Annotated in this window: 15 protein-coding genes; 9 read left to right on the top strand and 6 right to left on the bottom strand. The window is 49.3% G+C overall.

From position 1 onward, the window contains the following. Positions 1-404 precede the first annotated feature (404 nt). From MCM46_15565 to MCM46_15545, 5 genes are all read left to right on the top strand, one after another. Entirely contained in the window at positions 405-1,751 is a 1,347-nt protein-coding gene (locus MCM46_15565) for an ATP-binding protein (protein ID MCG3113233.1), read from the top strand. Positions 1,752-1,853: 102 nt separating this feature from the next. Next, a complete protein-coding gene (locus MCM46_15560) occupies positions 1,854-2,141 on the top strand; it encodes a hypothetical protein (GenBank protein ID MCG3113232.1) in 288 nt (95 codons plus the stop codon). Positions 2,142-2,223: 82 nt separating this feature from the next. Continuing rightward, positions 2,224-3,636 carry a sigma-54 dependent transcriptional regulator gene (locus tag MCM46_15555; GenBank protein ID MCG3113231.1) on the top strand — a complete coding sequence of 471 codons (1,413 nt, stop codon included), beginning with the start codon at positions 2,224-2,226 and terminating at the stop codon, positions 3,634-3,636. 441 nt (positions 3,637-4,077) lie between these two features. Further along, positions 4,078-4,320, top strand: a complete 243-nt coding sequence (locus MCM46_15550; GenBank protein MCG3113230.1) for a hypothetical protein — start codon at positions 4,078-4,080, stop codon at positions 4,318-4,320. A gap of 182 nt (positions 4,321-4,502) precedes the next feature. Then, a complete protein-coding gene (locus MCM46_15545) occupies positions 4,503-4,934 on the top strand; it encodes a hypothetical protein (protein MCG3113229.1) in 432 nt (143 codons plus the stop codon). Between the two features lie 364 nt (positions 4,935-5,298). Here MCM46_15545 and MCM46_15540 read toward each other — a convergent pair whose 3' ends face one another. The 6 genes from MCM46_15540 to MCM46_15515 form a co-directional block, all read right to left on the bottom strand. After that, positions 5,299-6,402 carry a restriction endonuclease gene (locus tag MCM46_15540; protein MCG3113228.1) on the bottom strand — a complete coding sequence of 368 codons (1,104 nt, stop codon included), beginning with the start codon at positions 6,400-6,402 and terminating at the stop codon, positions 5,299-5,301. A gap of 109 nt (positions 6,403-6,511) precedes the next feature. Continuing rightward, positions 6,512-7,066, bottom strand: a complete 555-nt coding sequence (locus MCM46_15535; protein MCG3113227.1) for a hypothetical protein — start codon at positions 7,064-7,066, stop codon at positions 6,512-6,514. Positions 7,067-7,134: 68 nt separating this feature from the next. Further along, entirely contained in the window at positions 7,135-7,806 is a 672-nt protein-coding gene (locus tag MCM46_15530) for a DUF4365 domain-containing protein (protein MCG3113226.1), read from the bottom strand. Positions 7,807-7,888: 82 nt separating this feature from the next. Next, complete coding sequence (locus tag MCM46_15525) at positions 7,889-8,902, bottom strand: DUF3800 domain-containing protein (protein MCG3113225.1); 1,014 nt, start codon at positions 8,900-8,902, stop codon at positions 7,889-7,891. Between the two features lie 444 nt (positions 8,903-9,346). Further along, positions 9,347-10,363, bottom strand: a complete 1,017-nt coding sequence (locus MCM46_15520; protein MCG3113224.1) for a hypothetical protein — start codon at positions 10,361-10,363, stop codon at positions 9,347-9,349. Between the two features lie 368 nt (positions 10,364-10,731). Further along, positions 10,732-12,297 carry a hypothetical protein gene (locus tag MCM46_15515; GenBank protein MCG3113223.1) on the bottom strand — a complete coding sequence of 522 codons (1,566 nt, stop codon included), beginning with the start codon at positions 12,295-12,297 and terminating at the stop codon, positions 10,732-10,734. Between the two features lie 1,084 nt (positions 12,298-13,381). Here MCM46_15515 and MCM46_15510 point away from each other — a divergent pair. The 4 genes from MCM46_15510 to MCM46_15495 all read left to right on the top strand — a co-directional run bounded on the left by MCM46_15510 (position 13,382) and on the right by MCM46_15495 (position 21,608). Then, the gene (locus tag MCM46_15510) at positions 13,382-14,779 is read left to right on the top strand and encodes a hypothetical protein (GenBank protein ID MCG3113222.1); all 1,398 of its coding nucleotides are present in this window, start codon (positions 13,382-13,384) and stop codon (positions 14,777-14,779) included. A 625-nt stretch (positions 14,780-15,404) separates the two neighbouring features. Beyond that, positions 15,405-17,381, top strand: coding sequence for a type I restriction-modification system subunit M (locus MCM46_15505; GenBank protein MCG3113221.1), 1,977 nt, complete (start codon positions 15,405-15,407; stop codon positions 17,379-17,381). Continuing rightward, positions 17,378-18,685: a restriction endonuclease subunit S gene (locus tag MCM46_15500; GenBank protein MCG3113220.1), complete on the top strand. Its 1,308-nt coding sequence runs from the start codon at positions 17,378-17,380 to the stop codon at positions 18,683-18,685. The genes MCM46_15505 and MCM46_15500 overlap by 4 nt, the downstream gene beginning before the upstream one ends. Further along, on the top strand, positions 18,678-21,608 hold the full coding sequence (locus MCM46_15495) for a DEAD/DEAH box helicase family protein (GenBank protein MCG3113219.1): 2,931 nt from the start codon (positions 18,678-18,680) through the stop codon (positions 21,606-21,608). Before MCM46_15500 ends, MCM46_15495 begins: the two co-directional genes overlap by 8 nt. The last annotated feature ends 56 nt before the right edge of the window (positions 21,609-21,664 follow it).

Below are 21,664 nucleotides of genomic sequence, written 5' to 3'. Positions count from 1 at the left end.
GCGAAACGCAAATATGATGCCGCGACATGGAGAGGCGGGAAAAGTTCTATTCGTTTGAAAACATAACGTAAATAGAGCGCCGCTTTAGTCATGGAGAGAAGGCGGACAGGGGCAATTCCCCCGTCGTGGGGGATTTGCCCCAGCACCAGGGGGGAAATCCCCCATCGTGGATCGACACCGGAGAGAAGTTTTTTTTACTGCGGTCGGATATAAACCGATGGAGTTTCGACCAATGAGGGACTTCCGGAAGGCAAAATCGTATTTGGAATATGAATTGCTACCGCATCATCAGATGATCGCCGGCAACCGAGGCATGCATTGACTCACCGAAAATAATCGGTTAGATTGATTTGATATTTTGGATTGATATGAAATGAATTCACCCATTCTTCGATTTAAGCCTCATGCCGATTGAAGAGAAACGACCATTTAACCTCCTTCGTTGGTTTGCTCTTCTGAGTTTCCTCTCCGTCGGCCTGATCACAGCCGTCTCTTCTTTGCTTCTCTCGAGCTTTCTCACGCGCAACATGCTCCAGCGCGACGCCGTCGTGACGATGGAGTTTGTCCAGACGATCGCGCAAGCGGAGAATACACGCAGCTATTTCGAGACGGATGATCCCGGGAAGACGAGAACCGTTTTCGAGGCCTTCTTCAAGCAGATTGCAACGATGCCGGAGGTGGTCCGCGCCAACGTCTACAACAGCAACGGATCGATCCTCTGGTCGGACGACGATCGCTTCATCGGCCATCGCTTCAACCCCAACCCCCAATTGGAGACGGCGCTCTCGGGGAGACTGGCCGTCACAAGCGGGACTTCCGGGAAATCATCCAAGCCGGAGCATGTTTTCGATCAGGAGGTTCCTTTTTTCGTTGAAATCTATATCCCGATTTGGAACCTTACCGAGAACAAGGTCGTCGGCGTGGTGGAAGTCTATAAGGTTCCGCTAACTCTGTTCCATGCCATTCAACGTGGAAATCAGCTAGTCTGGTTGAGCGCCAGCTTAGGAGGCATCTTTCTCTACGGCTCTCTTTATTGGATCGTCCGCCGGGCGGCCCGGGTCATCCGCCGACAACAGGAACAACTCGTTGAGTCGGAAACAATGGCCGCGATAGGCGAGATGGCCTCGGCCGTCGCCCACGGCATCAGGAACCCGCTGGCCTCGATCCGCTCCTCCGCGGAGATCGCTTTGGAAGAAAATCCCCCTTTTCGGGTTACCGCGGAGGAGATCATTCATGAGACAGACCGGATCGAGGACTGGATCCGGGAACTGCTCGTCTATTCCAAACCACCGAACGGGATTCCCGCCTCCATCCGGATCAACGATTTAATCCAAGCGACCCTCGACTCTCTTGATCGCGAGATGGCAAAGCGGAACGTGAAATCGACGCTGACTTTGGAACCATCCTCTCCCCTGGTCCACACGGACGAGGCTCTGATGCGCCATGTCTTCATCAGTCTGATTGCCAACGCGCTCGACGCCATGCCCCAGGGGGGAGAATTGACAGTGATCAGCCGATACGAGAAAAGTGCCGATCGGATGGAGATCTTGATCAAAGATACCGGGGGTGGCATCCCCAAAGAGCAGATAGACAAAGTCCTCAAACCGTTCTACACGACGAAGCCGAAGGGAATGGGGGTTGGACTCTCACTGGCGAAACGGATCATCGAACGGCATGGAGGGACGCTTCGACTGGAAAGCAAATTAGGGGTCGGAACAACCGTTTTTCTCCAACTTCCAGTGACCGGGTAGATCCTGTTTTATACCGTCTTTATCATAGAGGATGAGAAAGTCAGTGCACACTCCCTGAATAAGATCTCACATCGCAGCAACAGATCAGAGTTTGGAGAACAGTTGAACAACCGGATTATACACATTGATATCGCCAAGGGAATGGGTCTTCTTTTTGTCGTCTTAGGACACAACTGGATTGTTATTCAGGACGGTCAAAAAGGAGAAGCTGTCGTATCACTGGAATCTTCGCCCAACAGCAGGGCACTGGTTCGACCGGGGGTTGAAGTGGAAGGATCTTCAGTTGGCGGCTGCATTCAACCCAAAGAACAAATGGACAAAGTTTTTAAACCTTTCTATACTACAAAGCCGAAGGGTGTGTGGGTCGGACCCGTGCTTGCCAAGCAATAATCGCAGCACGGGTGGATACCTCGACCTGGAGGCAAAGAAGGGGTCGGAAGAACTATTTCTCTACACAGGACGGGGCAAATCGATGTCTTATGCCATTCTCATCATCGAAGATGAAACAACGCTGGCGAAAAACATGAAGACGTATCTCGAACGACACGAGTACGAAGTCCGGATCGCCGAGAGCGCAGAGGAGGGATTCCAGCAGCTTGAAACATTTAAGCCAGACGTCATTTTACTCGATCTGCAGCTTCCGGGAATGAACGGCCTCGAAGCCCTCTCTCGCATAAGGGATTGTGACCCGCAGGTGAAGGTGGTCATCATTACGGCACATGGAAACATCGAAACGGCCGTCGACGCAATGAAATCCGGCGCTTATGACTTTGTGAACAAGCCGTTGGTCCTGGCCAAACTTAAAGTCCTGCTCGACAAAGCGGTAGGACAAAATCGATTGGAGGGGACCCTCTCCTATTACCGGGAAAAAGAGGCCGTTGAAAGCACTTTTTCCGCCCTTCTGGGGGAATCACCGCCGATGCGCTCATTGAAAAATCAGATCGAGCAGATCATCGAATCGGAGCGGAAATTAACAGAGGGAGAGCCGCCCGCCGCCCTGATTACCGGAGAGACCGGCGCCGGGAAAGAGCTGGTGGCCCGGGCCCTTCATTACAACGGTCCGAGAAAGAATGCTCCTTTCATCGAGGTTAATTGCGCCTCGATTCCGACCCAGCTCCTGGAAGCCGAGCTCTTCGGATATGAGCGGGGGGCCTTCACCGACGCAAAAGAGCGGAAGATCGGCCTGTTTCAGGCCGCAGACGGCGGGACTCTCTTTTTAGACGAGATCGCGGAAATCGACATCTCCCTTCAGGCCAAGCTGCTCAAAGCACTTGAGGATAAAGTAATCCGCCGTCTTGGAAATCTTCGAGAACAGAAAGTGGACGTCCGGATCATCACAGCCACGAACCAATCTCTGGAAGAAGCGGTCCGTCAAGGACGGTTCCGGCGGGACCTTTTCTTCCGGCTTCGGATCATCCATCTGGAACTGCCGCCGCTGCGCAGCCGCGGAAGCGATATCCTCCTTCTCGCAAAGCATTTTTTAAAAATCCAATCCCGGCGCTACGGAAAACAAGAAATGGCCTTCAGCCCGGAGGCCGAAAAAGCGCTTCTCAACTATTCATGGCCTGGGAATGTCCGCGAGCTTCGGAATATGATCGAGCAGACCGTCCTTCTCTCCCGACAAGAGACCATTGAACCGGACCAACTTGCACTTCTCCCCGGTCTCGTCAAAATAAACAGGGACCAAGATAAGGAAGGGGGAAGACGTCTTCTCCTTCCACGCGAGGGTGTTTCGCTTGAAGATGTCGAGCGCGACCTCGTCCTCCAAGCGCTGGAACAGACCTCTTGGAACGTCACCCATGCGGCGAAATTACTCGGACTTACCCGTGATACCCTTCGATACCGAATGGATAAATACAAGATTGAACCTTCTTCCTCTTCATAGAGCGACCCCCAAGGAACCGATACGAATTATTGTTAATCTGGTCCTCTTTTCCGGCTACCCATCGCATCCGACAAAGTAGATAATCGGGCTCTTCCATCCTTGCGGCGTGAACGTCGTTCCTTTTTAGAATGTGGATGCCAGGAATTCCACAATGGGAGATGAATTTTAGGCGGTGTTTATAGATCGCGCGTATCTTCCGATGGGGCAATCGCCCCGTTTTTTGGGATTTCCCCCATTGGTTGTTCAATCCCATCAGGATCTAAGAAAAGAAAGTCCATATTTCTTACTCGATTTCAATCGGATCGATTCTTGTCTTGATTTATTCCAATTCTGGCATCGTACTTGCTGCATCCCTGTCATGTGTTTGTAGAGTGCCATCTCATCGGAACAATCCTGGCGCTGATCTAAAAACCTGAACGATTCACTAAGAAGGAGAATCCCATGTTGAACCTATACTTTGTTTTTGGGTTGATCGTCTTGGCTTATGTCATCGGTTTTATACTTCTCATAAAGAATATTGCCTGTGCCTTGGTGTCGGCCGACACCCTCGGAGACATAGAAGACAAGCTAATCCCAGCGCGAATTGATCAGACGTTTCAAGAGATGGAAAAGGGTGTATCAATGGTTGGCGCCACCCTTCGGACACCTCAATTTAGAAAACCGGCGGAGCGCTGGGCCCGTTGATACCATCAGCGGTCGAACAAAAAAAAAGAAGACGGCATGAGGATCCGGGATCGACCAATCCAGCGTCTAGGTGACGATAATGTTTCATCCCTCTATGACTCATGAGATCGGAAAGGACTTATGGACTGGAGATAGCAGTATCTTTATAACTCTCTTCCCGCCTAGACTACGGTGGCAAAAGGTTGGCAGAAAAGAATGAAAAAAGGTCAAGATCAACAAATGGGTTCACCCCATTCACCTGCGACAAAAGTGTGATTGATTCGATGGAGGTGGATGCCTCTTTTAATTTCCGGCGCACCGCCTCGGAAATCAGGTCGGGATATCCTATAAAAACACCGGAAGAGCTCCAGATTATCGACCGAATACCCTTTTCCGAAATCGGCTTGAAGCTTTTCAGAAAGCCCTTTCAAGAGAGGCTTTCCATAACCGGCCCGCTTTTTCCCCCGCTGTTCTTCTTCGACAATCTGCCGTCCGATGAGCCAGTTCGACATCACCTGGGCGGTATTGACCGATCGGGCAGCGCCAGCGCGGGCCGACTCCAAAATCTGCCGGATTCTGCCATAAAGCGCTTACGGGGCTTTGGATTCTTTATGGGATCGTTTCATTTTTCTTGAAGGTGACTGGGAAACAACCTGCAATAGTTGCGCTACGATATACCAGTTATGGCAAGAGATCAAGCCGGGGCGCAAGGATTTTGAGCGACTGATATGACAAGGTTTTAATTTGATAAAACCAGACTGCTCCCAAAACAGGTTTTAACGCACCTTATTCAGATTTTCTTACAAAAGATCCTAAGAGACCTATTACGCGAAAGTCGGCTTCCACGCAATAAAAATGGCGGATCAGATCGCCATTTGGTTCACCTACAAATTAATACGTTGCAAAAGACTGAAAAAACTGACGATTAAGGAGAGAAAGGGAGGCTAACGTTGCGGCTAACAGGTGCGACGACAGGAGCATCCTGGTTGAGCCGCCGTGTTAGGCATCATCTGGTGGTACTTTTTGCCATCTACCGTGAATCTTTTTTGATTCTGGATCTTGAACAATATTGAATTTAATTGTTGAACCATCACTATCCAAATGCTCTCCCGTCGACACCATTAGTTCCTTAAGTTTATAATGCTTTTGATCAACTTCTTCAGTGCTACGTGTACCGAAAACAATAAACTTCAATACAGAAATATCGATTTCTTCTCCGGTGGGTAGACGGGCGCAGATGCCTGGAAATGTATGATTGCTTTCTATATATATTTCTTTGTCGAGATCGGCCCGTGTTTTAAAAAGCTCCATTAATTCCTTTCTTTTCTTGGTCTGTATAAAAGGAAGCAAATGATTAAGAAAAAAATATTCGAATTTTTCTTTGATTGATCCACAATCGTTACCATTTATCACTACAGAAGATCGTAAATCAAGTTCTTTCAAGGAGTGATATTTCTCATCTTTTTTATACAATACGTCATGAAGCCTAAAGTTCTCACCAGTAATGATTGCGATTCCTGGTTTAAATGGGAAATTAGACCAATCAGTGTCTATGGCTTCTTCAAGTGTTAATGTGTCAATGTCATTTGCTTTTGCTTTTTTTATTGCAGTGTCTGTAAATCCCTCTTTAGAGACTGCCACCACTTTATTTACAGACAATGATTTAGCTTTTCCAATTAGACTGTCTATCCATTCCACACTATCCTTTCTTGAACGATCACGACATTCAATAGCAATTTTAAAATCGTGATGTGCATATCTATATTCGACAACGATATCCACCTCTCTAAGTGCGTCAGCATCCTTATCATAAACCATTTCTGACTCTGTCACTTTTCCACCATCAGGAACAATCTGATCGTAAACAGATTTTATAAGCTCCTGAAAGTCATTTTTTCTTTTCGGCATAGTTCTAGCGTTCTTGGGGTCGCGTCTTGAATCTTGATAACCTGGGAAGACCAGGATGCAACACCCGACCTTCTTTTTCTTCCATTGTGAATACAGTTTGCGTCCGCCAATGCCCTGCGTCATCGCATCCAAGATATTCAGAGTAACATTGCTGATTTGTATTTGTACTTTACCCCATCTATCGATTTCCTTCAACCGTTGATTACAGGAAGGATGTCTTGCCGGAATGTTCACCTACAAAGAAAGAACTTGTGAAGTTAAATCAATCTAGGATTAACAAGGGAAACATGTATCACCTGAAAGCTCACCGTGACCACCCGAGGGTAGAAATCATGGCCGCACCTATCCTTGGCATGTTCTTAATTTCAACGCGAACAATTAATTTAACGTGAGAATTCGATTTACAGGGTTCTAACAGACGATCAGTACTTATTAATAAATCCGTGATGAGTATGTCGTCTTCAAGCAAACAGAAGAATGGATTTTCATCATCTACCGGCTGGTCTTCGGGAGGAATCTGATTGCTATCAGGAATTTTTAGTGAATCAAACAAGGTTTTAAGTCGATTGTCTATATCACCTCCTTGGCCAATGATGTAGCCTGGGCCTTGGCCCGGACGTAACATCGTTATTTTCAGTTCTGCTATTTCATTACGAGCAGCTGTCACGAGCGGAAAGAACCGAAATTTTCCTCTTGTCTGAGTTACGCTTTCTGGGGGAGATTTTAACTGCTCGTAGGGTGTCGCCTTCCATAATTCACGTAATTGACCGTGAAATAGTCGGCGAATTTTTTGCTTATGCTTCGCCTCCCCATTAGCCTTCAACTCTCCGTCATATGTTAAGGTAAAAATCATTTTCATTCCAAATCATCAGGATCATCTAGAACTGATAACGTTCTTGGCAGTATCTGGGCAGCTCCACCATTTTGTTAGCCTTCCTTCAAAGTATGATTCTCCTTACCCTCTAATTCCAGTAGCCAATTTGCGTATTCAATCGATTGTTCTATTTTATCCTTATATATTTTCGAGAATCCGCCAACAAATATATTGTCCACTGGTTTTATGATTTCTGGATTAGGATAAACAAGACCATAGTGCCTCATTTGCCAAAGACCATAGGACCACGGTACATGGCCATATAAGAACGTTTTTAATGTCATTTTATTTTTATTGTTGTCTTCTCCACATAGTTGAATTTTTACATCGACATCTCTAGTTACCAGTTGATTTATTTTTTCTGCATCGTCGATAGCAAGTGCATAAGGAATGTCGTAGACCCACACTTCGTGTGCTTTGCTAAGGTTCTTAATGTCTTTATATTTCACATGAAATAAGAAAACAGGTGCTGGTTGATTACGCCAATAATCAAAATATTTTTTAATAGCTGAGAAATTTATATCTCTCCTGGTTGTTTTGACTTGGCAAAAAAAATGAAGCGACAGTTTTAAGCTCTCTTCCTTTAAGATCTCACAGTACAGGTCGATTCCAGTATCCCTACCTTGTGCAACACTTCTGACGATGCAAAACTGAGACAACAAAGATCCTATTAAATGCTCCCCCATATTTCCAATATGTATAGTTTTTGATTGAGTTTTACTCATAGAGCATATTCCGAAATAGATAGAGAGTGCCTTTTACTAATGTATAGTAAGGAAAAATCTACACTATAGTTTTTTCAGCTTCTTAAACCAATATCTGCTTACATGTCTTTTCTATTAGTGGGACAACTTTCCAATAGGGAGGTTTAGCTTTGTATTTTGGAGGTCTGCTTCCTGATAGATCGAGAATCTGAACAACCTGTGAGTTTTTACTAGCCTGGACCATGAGCTGTCCGATCCGTGACCATCCTGGGGGTTGAAGATTACCGTTCATAGCGCGCCGAACACTGGTAGTAAGGATGTCGACCATTTGTAATCCCAAACTCTTATGTGATTGTTCGAAGGCTAAATGCTTTTTGTAGATTTTATTGATCTGGACATACTGGAATGGTCTCGCATCACTTACTGCCTCTGCAAGGTGTCTAGGTGGTTCAGGGGATTCCTTAAAGTACTTTTCAAAATAACTATAATCTGCCTCAATTAACTGGATAAATGGCCTTAAGAAGGATTTTGACTGAAGGATTGGCAAAATAATTTTCTGCCACATGTCTTCATACGGTGTTAGGTTATTGTTCTTGGCGTCAATTTTCCAATAAAACTCATCGAGCTCTTTTGGGCACCTCTGTGCGTAATACAGAGTTGCGTGTTGCACGGTTTTATAGAGTAACTCAAAACTACAAACTGCCTGCACATACAGCTGATTTGACGTTCCTTTGAGTTGCTCCCGTAGATCGTGAAAAGCACGCTTCACATTCTCATGGAAGCCATCGGTAACGCGCTCAATCATTTTTTCGGCTTGCCCAAGCCTGTGTTTTGTCAAACCTGATGGCGTCTGCATTGCCATATCAATTGCAGTGATCTCGAAAATCACGTCATATCCGCTCAAGAGATAGATCACGGTAGCAATCTGCTCTTCGTTGAGTTTACTACCTTTAATTTCTCCTTCTGAAATGCCCCAGAGCTTCTTGATCTTTTCAAATTCGGTGAAGATCCTGTCGAGATCAAGATCCCTGATGACCAATGCCCCGACGCATGAAACGGAATACTTCCGTGCCGGTGGGATTATAAACGGCCCTGCTTCATCTACAAATATATGCATCGTAAAACTGCTGGCCTGCCGTGTTCTGGCCGAAACTGATTTAATAACGGAGTTTCGAGGTCAAAGATCATAAATTGAGTTAGATTGAATACTTTTTCCTCCCCCTATGGACAAATACCACATAAGAGAATTAAAAGCAATCTTGTCGGTACTGGCCTTATCTGGAAGCTCGAGAATTGAAATATAGACTATTAGAAAGTATTTTATTTATTCCTAGAGGAAATGCTGTCCTGATAGACGTGATAGAAAGTCACACTTTCAGGAAGAATTTCTCTACGGGATGTCTCCACCTACTATTCAATATATTGAATACGACTGAGAACTGACGATTACGGAGAGGAAGGGTGCCGAACGTTCAAGTTCAGCGGCAGCCCATCAGGGCCGCCCGTTGCAAAGAGTTGTTAGGCATACTCCCTGTGCTTGAGGTCAACTGCCAAGAGATGATCAGGCCTCTTGCTTCTGCTCTATCTTCGCGATTAGATTAGAGACAAACAGATACAAGCCAAGAAGACCCTGTTTAGCTTCCAGGCTGGTGACTTCCGCGTGAACGCCTTTTGAAGCTACATCGTTAAGTCTCCGAACAAAAGTGCTTAAGTAAGCCATCTCTGCCTGAAGTAGCTTGCTAGAACTGCTCGATGGAGTCAGCGAGACGCAGAACTCCTGCAAACGATTTAGATACTGCTCTTCGCCCAATTCACGGGTTACCCCGTCCCGGCACTCGACCGGACGCGGCTGCGGCGGAAAGTGGTAGTCAGCGACCGCCTTTACCGCGCGCCGAATTGCTGTAAGTAGCAGTGCATGATCTTCAGGTTCTTTCGAGCCTATGAGACTGGCTGCCTTGCGCAGCTTTTCGTACGTTGTTCTAGAGCGCTCTGCATAGTAGTTATGCACATCGTTCTGTACTGATGCCATAAAATCCGAAGCTCGGCCAGCTGCCTGTAGCTGCTGTTCGATTCGGGTTGCGTAGTTTAGGCATCTCGTTCTGATGCGCTCCAGAATCGTGTGGCACGCTTGAATCTTCAGTCGCATCCGGCTCTTCAGCTGGGAGTGCCGATCGGTAAACGCTGCAGTGTCGAACTCTCCCATCCCTGGCGGGAGCCTCAGATCCTCGATCGACTTCTCCATCTGCTCGACTTCTCGGATCAAATCGCCAACACCCATCGCTAGTACCTTCTTGTCTTCGTCTTCGGCTAGCGAGTAGTCAAGGCTCCTCTCTTCCAGCCAACTGCGCTGCGTACTTTTCCATAAAAAATCTTGCGCTTCCTTCTTCAGTTGCTGGGTCTCCTCGAAGAACGCTACTTTCAGTTGGTGGTGATCAGGGTAGAGTTCTCGCAAGAAAACTACAACGTTGAATGAGTCTCCGATCTTTCTCGCGAGCCGCAAACAAGCCACAGCCGCCTTGTCGACAGCGCTGGACTCGACATGGTCGTAGACTCGCTCTATCAACGCATGCTCATCCATCTCGCTAGTCCACCCTTATTGCCCAATGACAAGCTTGAGCGGTGAACGGAGGCGGCGCGGAGCACCGACGTAAGGAGTCCAACTCGAAGCATTGTATTAGATCGTCAATCTGAATGCGCGACATATACCTTAGTTAAAAATATTGAAAGCCCTTATGACTTAATTTTCAGTTCGACGATGTAATCGTCAAACCAGATTTCTTCGAATTGGATTCCTGATTTCATTCGGACGCCTAACGCATGAAGGTAAGCTGCGAGCCCATCCAGTACCAGCGACAACGGAAGTGCGATACAACCATTTGCGAGCAGCTGCGACGGATCAACCGACCTGCTCGTTAGGCGGCCGACCGTACCGTCTGATAGGACTGGTCAGTGGAAGTCGGCCTTGGACGCGCTCGGCTTGTTGTCACTCCTCGCGTCAATAAGAATAATGTGCGGATCATTCTCAAAGCCAAGGCCGCGAATTATTGCCACAGCTCGTTCCCTTTCCTGCTGCGTGAAGAACACGATGACCTTCAAGGCATGCTGAGCGTCACTAGCAGCTTTATAGATTTCAACTTGGTGTTCTAGGTTTCTCGCGAGTGCGGTATTCTTTGCGAGCTTAAACTCAACCAGTGACTTGTCGAAGCTTCCGCGCGATATTTCGAAGTCTGAGGGTCCGCGCCCGTTGTTAACTTCGCGGTTCACATCTGACGGGGTATTGCACCATGTGAGTCGAAAGAGAATCTGCAAGTCAGATTCCCGTCTGATCGGCTCTCCTTCGGAGTAGAACAACCTCCATCCGCCTTTGTTCTCGATGACGTCCTTTAAGAACTCGACGCGCGCTCGGGCCTCTTCCAGGGTTGCTCCAGCAGAGCCGTAGAACGGTGTATTTTCGAGAAGATACGAAGCGAAAGCGCGCACTTGGCCGATATAGAGGCGTTCGGAAGATCGCACTTTCTCATCCGCTTGAGCTTCCGCCTCGTCACCGTGCTCCTCTTTCCACCTGATGAAGTAATCAATGAGAGTCGGAAATTCGCGATAAGTGGAGACGGCGGCCTCAGCGACCTGCTTCTCATTGGGCTCCTTATTGGGCGGCTTCTTGCGCCTCTTGCCTGCAGCCTCTCGCTTCCGTCGCCGCTTCTCCTCGTCCCGTTCCTGAATGCCGTTGAGGACGCGCCAGAAGTAGTTGTTGACCTGAGCTCGGAGCTGATCGTCGTCGACCGCACTTGCAATGGTGGTATACTGCTCAACCATATCAGTACGGTTGATCCAAACTTCATCTTTGGTCAGTAGATCAGTCGGAGTGAGGAGAATGAACTCATTGTCCACAAAGGGAAGGTCGTACTGGCGGGTCTCCCAGGTCTCTGTATCGTAGTTGAAAACTGCCTTTTCAACTGATAGGGTCTTGCGCTGGGCCACGCTCAGGAACTTACCAGCGAACGTCTGCGTGTATTCGAGCAAATAGCCTTTAATTAGATTTGTAACGAAGTCACTGATATTGTCTTTCCCAACGCCGTTGCTGACTAGACACACTTTCTCAATGTGGCTGCTCTTGGTGATCTCTTCGGACCCAAAGTCGGAGATCCGCGTCGCCAGACTTGCGTTCAGGGCGCGGGCAAAGTCCATCCCCAACCCCGTTCCCTTGTTGCCGCTCAATGAATAACCCAGCCAGTTCTCCTTCACCTCGGAAAACGTGAACCAAGCCTTTAGCAATCCGTCCGGGATGCGCCCCGCGAGGGACTTGTTACGCAGGAATACGACGTAACGGACAATCTCTTTGTGGAGTTGGCGGTACGTGAGGTCATCGCTATTAAAAATGAGGAACGGATCGACGAACAGGGGCAAATCGTTGATTAACGAGACGTTGAACGCGCCGTAATCCTCCAGTACTTCGGGCGGAACGCCGAAGAAATCTGAAAAGTAGATCTTCGTGAGTTCTGGGGAGACCGTCATCCTATGCGTACCTCAACGAGTGGTCAAAACGAGAGTAGGGCCGCCTACCGCTCGCGATCAGCGGCGGGCGAAGCCCGTCCGCCGGATCATGAAGTTAAGCGATCCGTTGCATTAGATTCATGCGCCTAGTGGTCGGGCTTGCTGAAAGGAGTCCAGCTTAAGCGATCCGCAGAGCTAAGGGCGCGCTCGACTGTACAGCAGACCTCAGCCCAACGACCATCCTCGAGTAGAACCTCGCCGACTTGATAGCTCGTGTGGCAGTGTTGGCAGCAACCGACGATGCGAGACTGTCGGTCGCAGCCACGAACGGCCTCATTTCCCTGGTCGCCCCGCCCGAGGATGGCACACGTCAGATCCGGCCCGGCGGTCGACCGAATTCGGCAGTTGAAGCACATCCCGTGTGCATCGAAGTCGACGCCTTCACTTTCTCCGCACACTGTGCATGAACCCGGCACGACTCTTATGCGTCCTTCCTGAAGATGACTGTCGCTTAACGAGGAATATCTAGTTTCTGGATAATATCGATTCACGTCATGAAAAGCAACTCAGTTGTTGATCTTCAGTAGGAATTCCCTAAGAGCCTTTCTAAATCCTTCTATATATCATATCCTCGCATTTGTAAGGATATCCAGAAACTTGAGAGCTCCGAACGCAATAATCCTGGAAGGACATTGATGGGTGTCGTTTGCCATTATTCTAGGCAAAAGGCATATCGAGGGGAGGGTCGGGAATTTGGTCAGAACGGAATTCCGATCGAAATATACAATGTAGAATAAATCTCGCCAACTGTTCGTTTCAGGAAGCAGTCTTCGGGAAAATTGTCGCCTACTACTAAACAACCTCTGTGATTTGAAAAGTTGCTGATTTTCGAGTAAAATCTTCATCCATGAAATATTCCGCTAAATTATATATCTTCGCTAGTGAGGGTCTTCAAACGGTGGTGGATGCACCCCTCGACACGCGGCAAGACTCAATTAATCAACTTTCAACTACCCGAGGGACCAAACTTCCCAGCGGGTTGGAAGAAACAACAGAGCTGAAGATACGGACGTTCTCAACATTGTGATAACGCCACGATATTTATATGAGTACACAACATAATCAGATTGATGCTTTCGCAAAACTTCTGTCTTCCTGGGAAGAAGCCTATGGTCTCCTGGACTGTTCCTACCTTACTATTAAGACTCCGGATGGTCCAAAGCTTTTGTTCGGCCGCATTCTATTAGAACCCAGCAATGTACCTGACTCCAAGCTGCAATTTAAATTTGAGTCCGAACATGTTATAGCAGGTCGTGAGATAAAAGCTATTTCTCCAGGAGATATTCAAACTGCTCTAGATCAAGCAAAAAAAGGTGAAATGACGATATCGGATTTCACTTGCCAATTGCCGCCAAATCAGGGGAATCCATTCCATCTGGGGTTCTTTCCGATCTACCATCCATTAATAAACGCTGGCCCAAGATTCCCAGCCATTATAATTCGTGGAGGTTCAAAACATGAGTTGCTGTCTATGCCAGATTTCAAAACACCCGACATGTTTGATTGGGAGCTGAAATGCGCGAGTCAGCCATTCGACACTCTGGATGAACTGCTAATTCATTTAGGACTGCCAAACTCATCGCAGATGGGTGACTCTGTTACATTAGAAATTGCGGCGAGACCTCCGGCATCGATAATGGATACCTCTGAGATCACTAATAGAGAGGCATCAATAAAATGTAAGGTGGCTGGTGGCCTCGATATTCAAAAAATAAACTTTGGACTTAAGATCCTCCGAAAAAATTTGACTGAGCGTTCCGCAGTAGCGGGAAGTTCATTTGAATGGAAGATTGAGGGAGATTTCCAGATCGGCTCTATTAAGCTTCAAATTGGAGAAGCCACGTTACTGCAAGCTTTTCTAAACTATAATAATGTTGCCCTCCACCAATGGTGGGTGTTTGATCCTCAAAAACGTATGAATCCGCGTCACGCCATTCATCAAGTCTTCGACCCAGAATTAGAAGTAATTAAAGAACGTCTATTCAAGCCCGCGGATGATAAATCACGTATCTTTGAAGACGGTGTTGCATTGCTCTTTAATGTTTTAGGGTTCTCTGTATCGCATCATGGGAAAATTCCAAAAATTCAAAAAGGACCTGATATTATAGCATTCACTCCTGCTGGCCATATAGCTGTAATCGAATGTACAACTGGCTTATTGAATCAGAATGATAAACTCGCCAAGTTAGTGCAGAGGGCAAAGCTTATAAAAGAGAGGATCGTAACTGCTGGATATGGTCATTTATTGGTCCAACCGGTAATTATTTCTTCTTTGCCTAAAGAAGAAGTTCAGGTTCATTTTGAAGAGGCGGGCAAAAATAGTATAGCCGTGGTATGCAAAGAAAATTTAGAAAATTTATTCGCTAGAGTTATTCTCCCTCCCGACCCTGACGGTATATTTCGGGAGGCAGCACAATTGATTCCTGGCATTGGTGAACCCTAACTCTTACAGGGGAGAGGGTATATTGCAATTAATAATGTTTTGTCATTGACCCCCTGAGTTCAAGTTTTAATCGTGCATTTGCGAAGTCCACTTGCCTCGTAATTGGAGGTAAGGTCCTCAGTCAGAATCGATTTCCAAACGCTATACGTAACAACCACCCAGAAAAAATCATATCATTACCTTCAATCGATAACGATTAACAAGTGAAGTCTACTGGAGTTGGGACAAGCTCTTTTTCATTTGTTACAGGAAGAACAGTTTGGCCTTACTATGTCTGAAAAAGTGAAGGTATGATTTTCACACGATACAAGGAGAGACTACTCCGGATTTATATAACTGTAATTGCGCAGAAATTTGGCTGCACGCAGTAATCGCCTCCAGCAAATTAAGCAGGTCGAAATTGAGTATACCTGCTATTCCTTCGTTGCCTATGAGTTAGATACGTCCTTGCGATCCTTTTTCCTTTTCAGTATAATTCCGCAAATAAGATAACTTCCGATGAGATGCCGCGAGAGCCCTTCTATCCAGAAAAAGTAATCGAAGGCTTGTAAGTTAGAACTCAATAATTTGTTAATGCAAGACCAGGCCCAAGCCCCGTTGTGGCTCGCTGTAAAGGATCTGATTTATGTCTCTTTCACTCAATAAGCCTAAGCTCGACAACCTCGCTGACGAGATCTGGAAATCCGCCGAGCGTCTGCGTGGCAAGTTCAAGGCCTATGAGTACCAGAACGTCATCCTGCCGATCATCGTGATTCGCCGCTTGGAGTGCGTGCTCGTTAAATGGCGCGCGAGCAAGGTGGCCGAAGTGCTCGCGAAACGACCAAAACTGACCGAGAAGGAACTCACGAAGCTGGTGAAGGGCCTGGAAATCAGTACGGCGCCGTTCTCAAACAAAACCGGCTGGACGCTTAGGAAGGTCTATGAGGAAGACCACGCGCTGCTCGAAGAGAATTTTCGAGCGTATATTAATGGATTCTCGAAGAACGTCGACGACATCATCGAACACTTCAATTACCGGGCCACTATCGGGTTAATGGTTAAGAATAATCGCCTCGCACCGATTTTAAACCAGTACAAGGAACTGGAACTTGGGCCGGACATGCTGTCGCCGCTGGAGATGGGTTATATCTATGAAGAATTGCTGCGGCGATTTTCAGAGCAGAGCGGAGAGGAGGCCGGAGAACACTTCACTCCGCGCGAGGTGATTCGGTTAATGGTCGAATTGCTCGATATGCCTATACCCGATCGGCATATGTCCATCTACGATCCCGCCTGCGGGACAGGCGGTATGCTGTCGGTAGCTAAGGAACACCTGCTCGACCGCGCCACCACGACGGAAAAGAAAGCGAACGTCGAGAAATACGTCACCGTTCACGGCCAGGAGCTTTCACCCACGAATTATGCCATTTGCCAGGCAGACTTGTTGATCAAGAACGATCAGCAAGCCAAGGTGTATCTCGGCAACTCCCTGATTCCCCATGAACGCGGCAGTAACGAACCCGGCGATCAGTTGCCCGAGTCCAAATTCCGCTTCGACTTCATGCTCTCGAATCCTCCATTCGGCGTGACCTGGGGTGGTAAAGACGGTTATGAAACCGAGGCGCGCAAGTTGGAGAAGACCCGCTATCAGGCCGGCATGCCGCGGGTGAACGACGGCGCGCTGCTCTTTCTACAAACCATGCTCGCCAAGATGAAAGCACCGGAGAAGGGTACGAGCCGAATCGCCATCATCTTCAACGGTTCACCCCTTAGTAATGGCGACTGCGGGTCTGGCGAAAGTGAGATCCGCCGCTGGATCCTGGAAAACGACTGGCTCGACGCCATTGTCATGCTTCCCGACCAGCTCTTCTACAACACGGGCATCTTCACTTACATCTGGCTGCTCCGGAACGAAAAACCGGCCTTGCACAAGGGCCTGGTGATGCTGATTGACGGCCGCCAGCAGTATGAAAAGGAACCCAAGTCCTTTGGCAACAAGCGTAACCGCATCACAGACGTGCATCGCGCATGGATCGAAGAACGATACCGGGAGGGCTGGAACAAGGGCTACGCCGATGAGCGGGTAAAGATATTCCGGCGTGAGGACTTTGCCTACCACAAGGTCAACGTCGTCTTCTGGCAATTCGACGAGCACGACAAGCCGGCGACAATTACGGAGCCTTACGAAAAGGCATTCACCGCCGCAAACTTGAAGAAGGAGCAGGAGTTCTACGACTGCGACCTGACCTTCCACATGCGGCTAAAAGTCGGCAATGCCGAGAAGATGGAGGCCTTCACCCTCGGCCCGAAGGACAACGCGGCCGAGAAGTTTAAGACGCTGATAAAAGATGGACCGAAAATCGTCTCAGTCGAATGGACGCACCGCAACTACGTGAAGGACGACGAGTACATCCCTCACGGGGAGGATATTGAGACATTTCTCAAGCGCGAAATCGCCAAACCGATCATCCGTTGGGAAGACAGCCCACAGCTTGGATACGAGATTCTACCGAATAAGTACTTCTACCGCTACCAGCCGCCCAGGCCTACGAAGGACCTGCTTGCAGAGTTCTGGAAGCTGGAGAAGGAGGCGGAGAAAATGCTGGAGGGATTGGCAGGGTGATCGGCCAACACGACAGCTTTCTGGATCAGCTTCCCAATGGTTGGACTTTCGACCGCCTCAAAGACGTTGTTGCGCTGCGAAACGAAAAGACCGCTGAGGAGAGCCGGGAAGAGGACTACCTCGAACTCGAAGACATTGAATCGGGCACGGGTAGGATATTGGGTCGGCGCTGTACGCTGGAAGTCGAAAGCGCCGTCACCATTTTTAGAAAGGGCGACGTTCTCTTTGGCAAGCTCAGACCATATCTCGAGAAGTACTACACAGCGGACTTCGACGGGAAGTGCACAGGCGAGATTCTGGCATTCAAGCCGGAGAGAATTGCCAGTCGCTTCCTTTTCTACTGTCTAGCGTCACGATGGTTCATTGAGCGCTGCAACGCGCTCGCATATGGAGCGAAGATGCCCCGCGTCAGTTGGCCGACGCAGCTAGCTCAGTTTAATGTCCCGCTCCCGCCGTTGCCGGAGCAAGAGCGGATTGTGACGTTTCTGGATGCGAGTTGTGCTGCAATTGATGCGGCAGTGACTGCCAAACGCCGCCAGCTTGAACCACTAGACGCCTTGCGTAATGCGACGATAACGCGTGTTGTAACTCGAGGCCTTCAGACACACACCGATCTGCGTCAAACTGGAAATACTTGGATGAAGGAAGTGCCAACTCACTGGGAGTTGGTAAGTCTGAAGAGGGTGTCCCAGATTCAGACTGGGTTGACCCTCGGAAAGGAATATGAAGGGCCGACCATCAAACGTCCTTATCTTCGAGTTGCCAATGTCCAGGACGGGCACTTGAGCTTGGACGACGTGACGCTGATTGAGGTGCCGCTCCATGTCGCTCGCCGAGTTGAGTTGCGTCCTGGTGATGTACTCATGACTGAAGGTGGCGATTTGGACAAGCTCGGTCGGGGAACGGTTTGGAGCGGGGAAATCTCAGGCTGTCTGCACCAGAATCACATCTTCGCAGTCCGCTGTCTTGGACACAAGCTGCTTTCTGCATTCTTGGCCTATCTTACAGCATCCCAATACGGACGAGACTACTTTGAGGCGACAGGCAAACGGACAACAAACTTAGCAAGTACGAACTCTACAAAAGTCGGGTTGTTCCCAATCCCACTGCCGTCAATTCAGGAGCAGCGGGCGATCTGCCAGTTTCTCGATGAAAGCCTTGCGCAGGTCGCTCAGATCACGAGCGGCATCGAGGCCCAGATTAAAACTCTCATTTCCTACCGCAAGTCGCTGATCCACGAATGCGTTACCGGGCAGCGGCGAGTAACCGAGGCTGATCTCAACCGGGTGCAAGCGCATGGCTAAGGAGAAAGGCCCGGAGCTGACCTTTCAGCAGCACATCGCAGACTTTCTTGTCCGTGTGCATGGCTACGGCGTGCTTGAACAGACCGAAATAACGGACACCGAGCACTGCATTGCTGAAGATCAGCTTTGGGCCTTTCTTAAAGCCACCCAAGCCGACACGCTCAAGAAGCTTGCGGACGACTATGGCACCGACGCGCGGGGGGAGGTGTTCCGAGCACTGCGTAAGGAGTTGGAACAAACACCCCTCTGGATGATTCTGCGCTATGGCCTTAAGGTGCGCGGACTGGAATTCCGCCTCTACTATCCGAAACCCCGCTCGAACGAAAGCGCCGCGGCGAAGAAACACCGGGAAAACCGTATCACCTTTCGCCCACACTTCTACTTTGGTGAAACGAATAAAGAGATCGACTTCGTCTTCTTCCTCAACGGTCTACCTATAGTGGCGATCGAGGTCAAGCACGAGAGGAACCAGAACGTGCATGACGCGGTCGCGCAGTTCACTGCGCGCGACCATGCTAGAAAGTGCTTTCTCCATCCATTCCTCTACCTCGCCGCTGATACCAGCGACGTAATGGCGGCCACCGATCCGCGTCGTGCAGAAAATTTCCGCTGGCACAATACGGGACTGACCAACACACCACAGACGGAAGGCGAATATCCGGTGGAGTTCCTGTACCGAGAGGTCTTATCGAAGGAGCAATTGCTTGAGGCGCTGTCGTTCTTCTTAGTCCGGGTACCGAAACGCGAAGCAGAAGCTGACAGGTCGGCGAGTTCTGCGTTCACGATTATGCCCCGCTACCACCAGAGCCGCATGGTCCGGAAAGTGGTGGACGATGCGCTAGCCCATTTCGTGAAAACGGGCGAGATCGGGCGGAAGTACCTCATTGATCACTCGGCTGGAAGCGGCAAGACATTGTCGATCTGCTGGCTGGCTGACCGGTTGCACAGCTCATTCAGGCCGGGCACCAGCGACAAGTTGGTGGATGTCGTCTTCATCCTGACGGATCGCAAGTCCCTCGATACGAACATCCGGGAGGACATCGAGAAGTTCACGCATCTGAAAGCTGTGGTGGGTCTGGCAAGGAAGGCAGAAGACCTGCCGCGTTTCCTGAAGGAGCACAGATCGATCATCGTCACAACCCAACAGAAGTTCGCCTGGGTGCTGGAGGAGATCGAAAGGAACCCCGAGTTAAAGAACCTACGTGTGGCATTCCTGATTGACGAAGCCCACCGTTCGCAGGAAGGCCAGATGGGGGTAGCCATCCGCGTTCCGTTCCGGAAGTCTGACGATGCCGACGCAGAAGATGCAGCGGACGATGGCAAGGACGAGGAAGAGAAGATCGCCAAGATCATCCGCGAGCATGACCGCAATCAACTTTTTGTCGCGTTCACCGCTACGCCCGCTCCGGCCACGGTCACCCTATTCGGCGCGCCATTCGACACCTACTCCGAGTCCGAGGCCATCGCAGAGGGATACATCGTGGATGTGGCGGCGAGCATCATCTCCTTCAAGACGCTCTACAATCTCCATTGTCCTATCGTCCCCAAGCCGGACGAGGAGAAGCTCTATCCCAAGGGAGTAGTGTCCAAGGCGCTCAAGAACGTCGCCTTCCAGGATGACGGGCTGATCCAATACAAGGCCGAAGTGATGCTCCGCATTTTTGGAAAGGATGTAAAGCCGCTCATTGGCGGCCGTGCCAAGGCGATGATCGTCGCCACCTCGCGTGTGGCGGGCCTGCGTTACTTCCACATTATCAAGGAGAAACTCAGGGAGCGCGGCGCGGACTACAAGGTGCTTTACGCTTTCTCGGACTTCGTGCATCCAGAAACGAACGAGACCATCAGCGAGCATGCAGCCAACGAACTCAAGGAAGGCGAGCTGATCGAAGATCGCTTCGAAGGTGAGGACTATCGACTGATGATTGTGGCCAACAAATTCCAAACCGGCTTTGACCAGCCGCTCCTCGCCGGGATGTTTCTCGACAAGCCGGTGGTTGGTCGCAACGCAGTGCAGACTGTGTCACGCTTGAACCGCAGCCACGAAGGCAAGAGGGATGTCGTGGTAGTGGACTTCACGAATAACGCTTCGGCCATTCTGAAGGCGTTTGCCAAGTATCGAAAGGGCACGCCGTTCGAGCCCGACGAACCAGATCTGGAGCTTTGCATGAGGCTACACGCCGATATTCTCGCGGTGGGCGTCTTCACGCAAACTGATGCTCGCGACTTCGTGAGCCTGGCAGCCACCGGGACCGACGCCCAAGTGCAGTTCGCTGTCAATGGACTTCGGGTAAGATTTCAAGCAAAGCTCACATCCCCGGAAGACCGCAAGGTCTTTGTCTACCTACTCGCCCGGCTCGTGAAGAGCTACCACTTCCTGACGTGCTTTTTCAGCTACCCAGATGAAATCAAGGAGTTCGTCACGTTCGCGGAGTACATCGGACCGCAGCTTATCAAGCAGGGTAGTGTATCTGAATTGATGAAGCAGATCCGCCAGACCGAGGTAATCAAGGCGGCAGTTGAGTACCAAGGCGAGGTGCGAAACACCGGCGGTGCAGTAAAACTCAGGCCTGGCGGGGGCAAAAAGGGCGTAGGACCGCCTCTAAAAAGAATCTCTGTGCAAGACATGATCGACGAGATTCGGGAAAAGTTTTCCATCAGCGACGAGGAGGCTCTCTATATTAAGCAGGTCACCGATGAGAAAGTCGCCGATCCCGTTATCCGCACTACCGTCCATGCGCATCGCGAAGACCGTACCTATCTTGAAGGCGCTTATCGTGGCCAGGTGAATGGTGAGATACAAACGTCATACAACAATCTCGGGCGGTACGAGGAACTCTCCGATACCAAATACACGGACACCGGTGGGATTTTCGACATCATGGCAGTAACGGTTATCCAGACCCATCTAACCGTTTCGGTTTAAGGAAAAATAAAGTTCCCATCAATCCCCTTTCGGAAAGGAAACTTTCTAGGCGCACC

It is taken from the genome of Candidatus Manganitrophus morganii, assembly GCA_021651055.1.
In the GTDB taxonomy this organism is placed as follows: Bacteria; Nitrospirota; Nitrospiria; order SBBL01; family Manganitrophaceae; genus Manganitrophus; species Manganitrophus morganii.
Note: the sequence above shows the minus strand (reverse complement) of the source record. Positions and strands in the feature narration are given on the sequence as shown.

What these genes read in the sequence shown, in the direction of transcription:
- MCM46_15565 (MCG3113233.1), top strand. Translation starts at nt 405, where the DNA reads ATGCCGATTGAAGAGAAACGACCATTTAACCTCCTTCGTTGGTTTGCT.
- MCM46_15515 (MCG3113223.1), bottom strand. Translation starts at nt 12,297, where the DNA reads ATGACGGTCTCCCCAGAACTCACGAAGATCTACTTTTCAGATTTCTTC.
- MCM46_15530 (MCG3113226.1), bottom strand. Translation starts at nt 7,806, where the DNA reads ATGAGTAAAACTCAATCAAAAACTATACATATTGGAAATATGGGGGAG.
- MCM46_15495 (MCG3113219.1), top strand. Translation starts at nt 18,678, where the DNA reads ATGGCTAAGGAGAAAGGCCCGGAGCTGACCTTTCAGCAGCACATCGCA.
- MCM46_15555 (MCG3113231.1), top strand. Translation starts at nt 2,224, where the DNA reads ATGTCTTATGCCATTCTCATCATCGAAGATGAAACAACGCTGGCGAAA.
- MCM46_15505 (MCG3113221.1), top strand. Translation starts at nt 15,405, where the DNA reads ATGTCTCTTTCACTCAATAAGCCTAAGCTCGACAACCTCGCTGACGAG.
- MCM46_15550 (MCG3113230.1), top strand. Translation starts at nt 4,078, where the DNA reads ATGTTGAACCTATACTTTGTTTTTGGGTTGATCGTCTTGGCTTATGTC.
- MCM46_15510 (MCG3113222.1), top strand. Translation starts at nt 13,382, where the DNA reads ATGAGTACACAACATAATCAGATTGATGCTTTCGCAAAACTTCTGTCT.
- MCM46_15525 (MCG3113225.1), bottom strand. Translation starts at nt 8,902, where the DNA reads ATGCATATATTTGTAGATGAAGCAGGGCCGTTTATAATCCCACCGGCA.
- MCM46_15520 (MCG3113224.1), bottom strand. Translation starts at nt 10,363, where the DNA reads ATGGATGAGCATGCGTTGATAGAGCGAGTCTACGACCATGTCGAGTCC.
- MCM46_15535 (MCG3113227.1), bottom strand. Translation starts at nt 7,066, where the DNA reads ATGAAAATGATTTTTACCTTAACATATGACGGAGAGTTGAAGGCTAAT.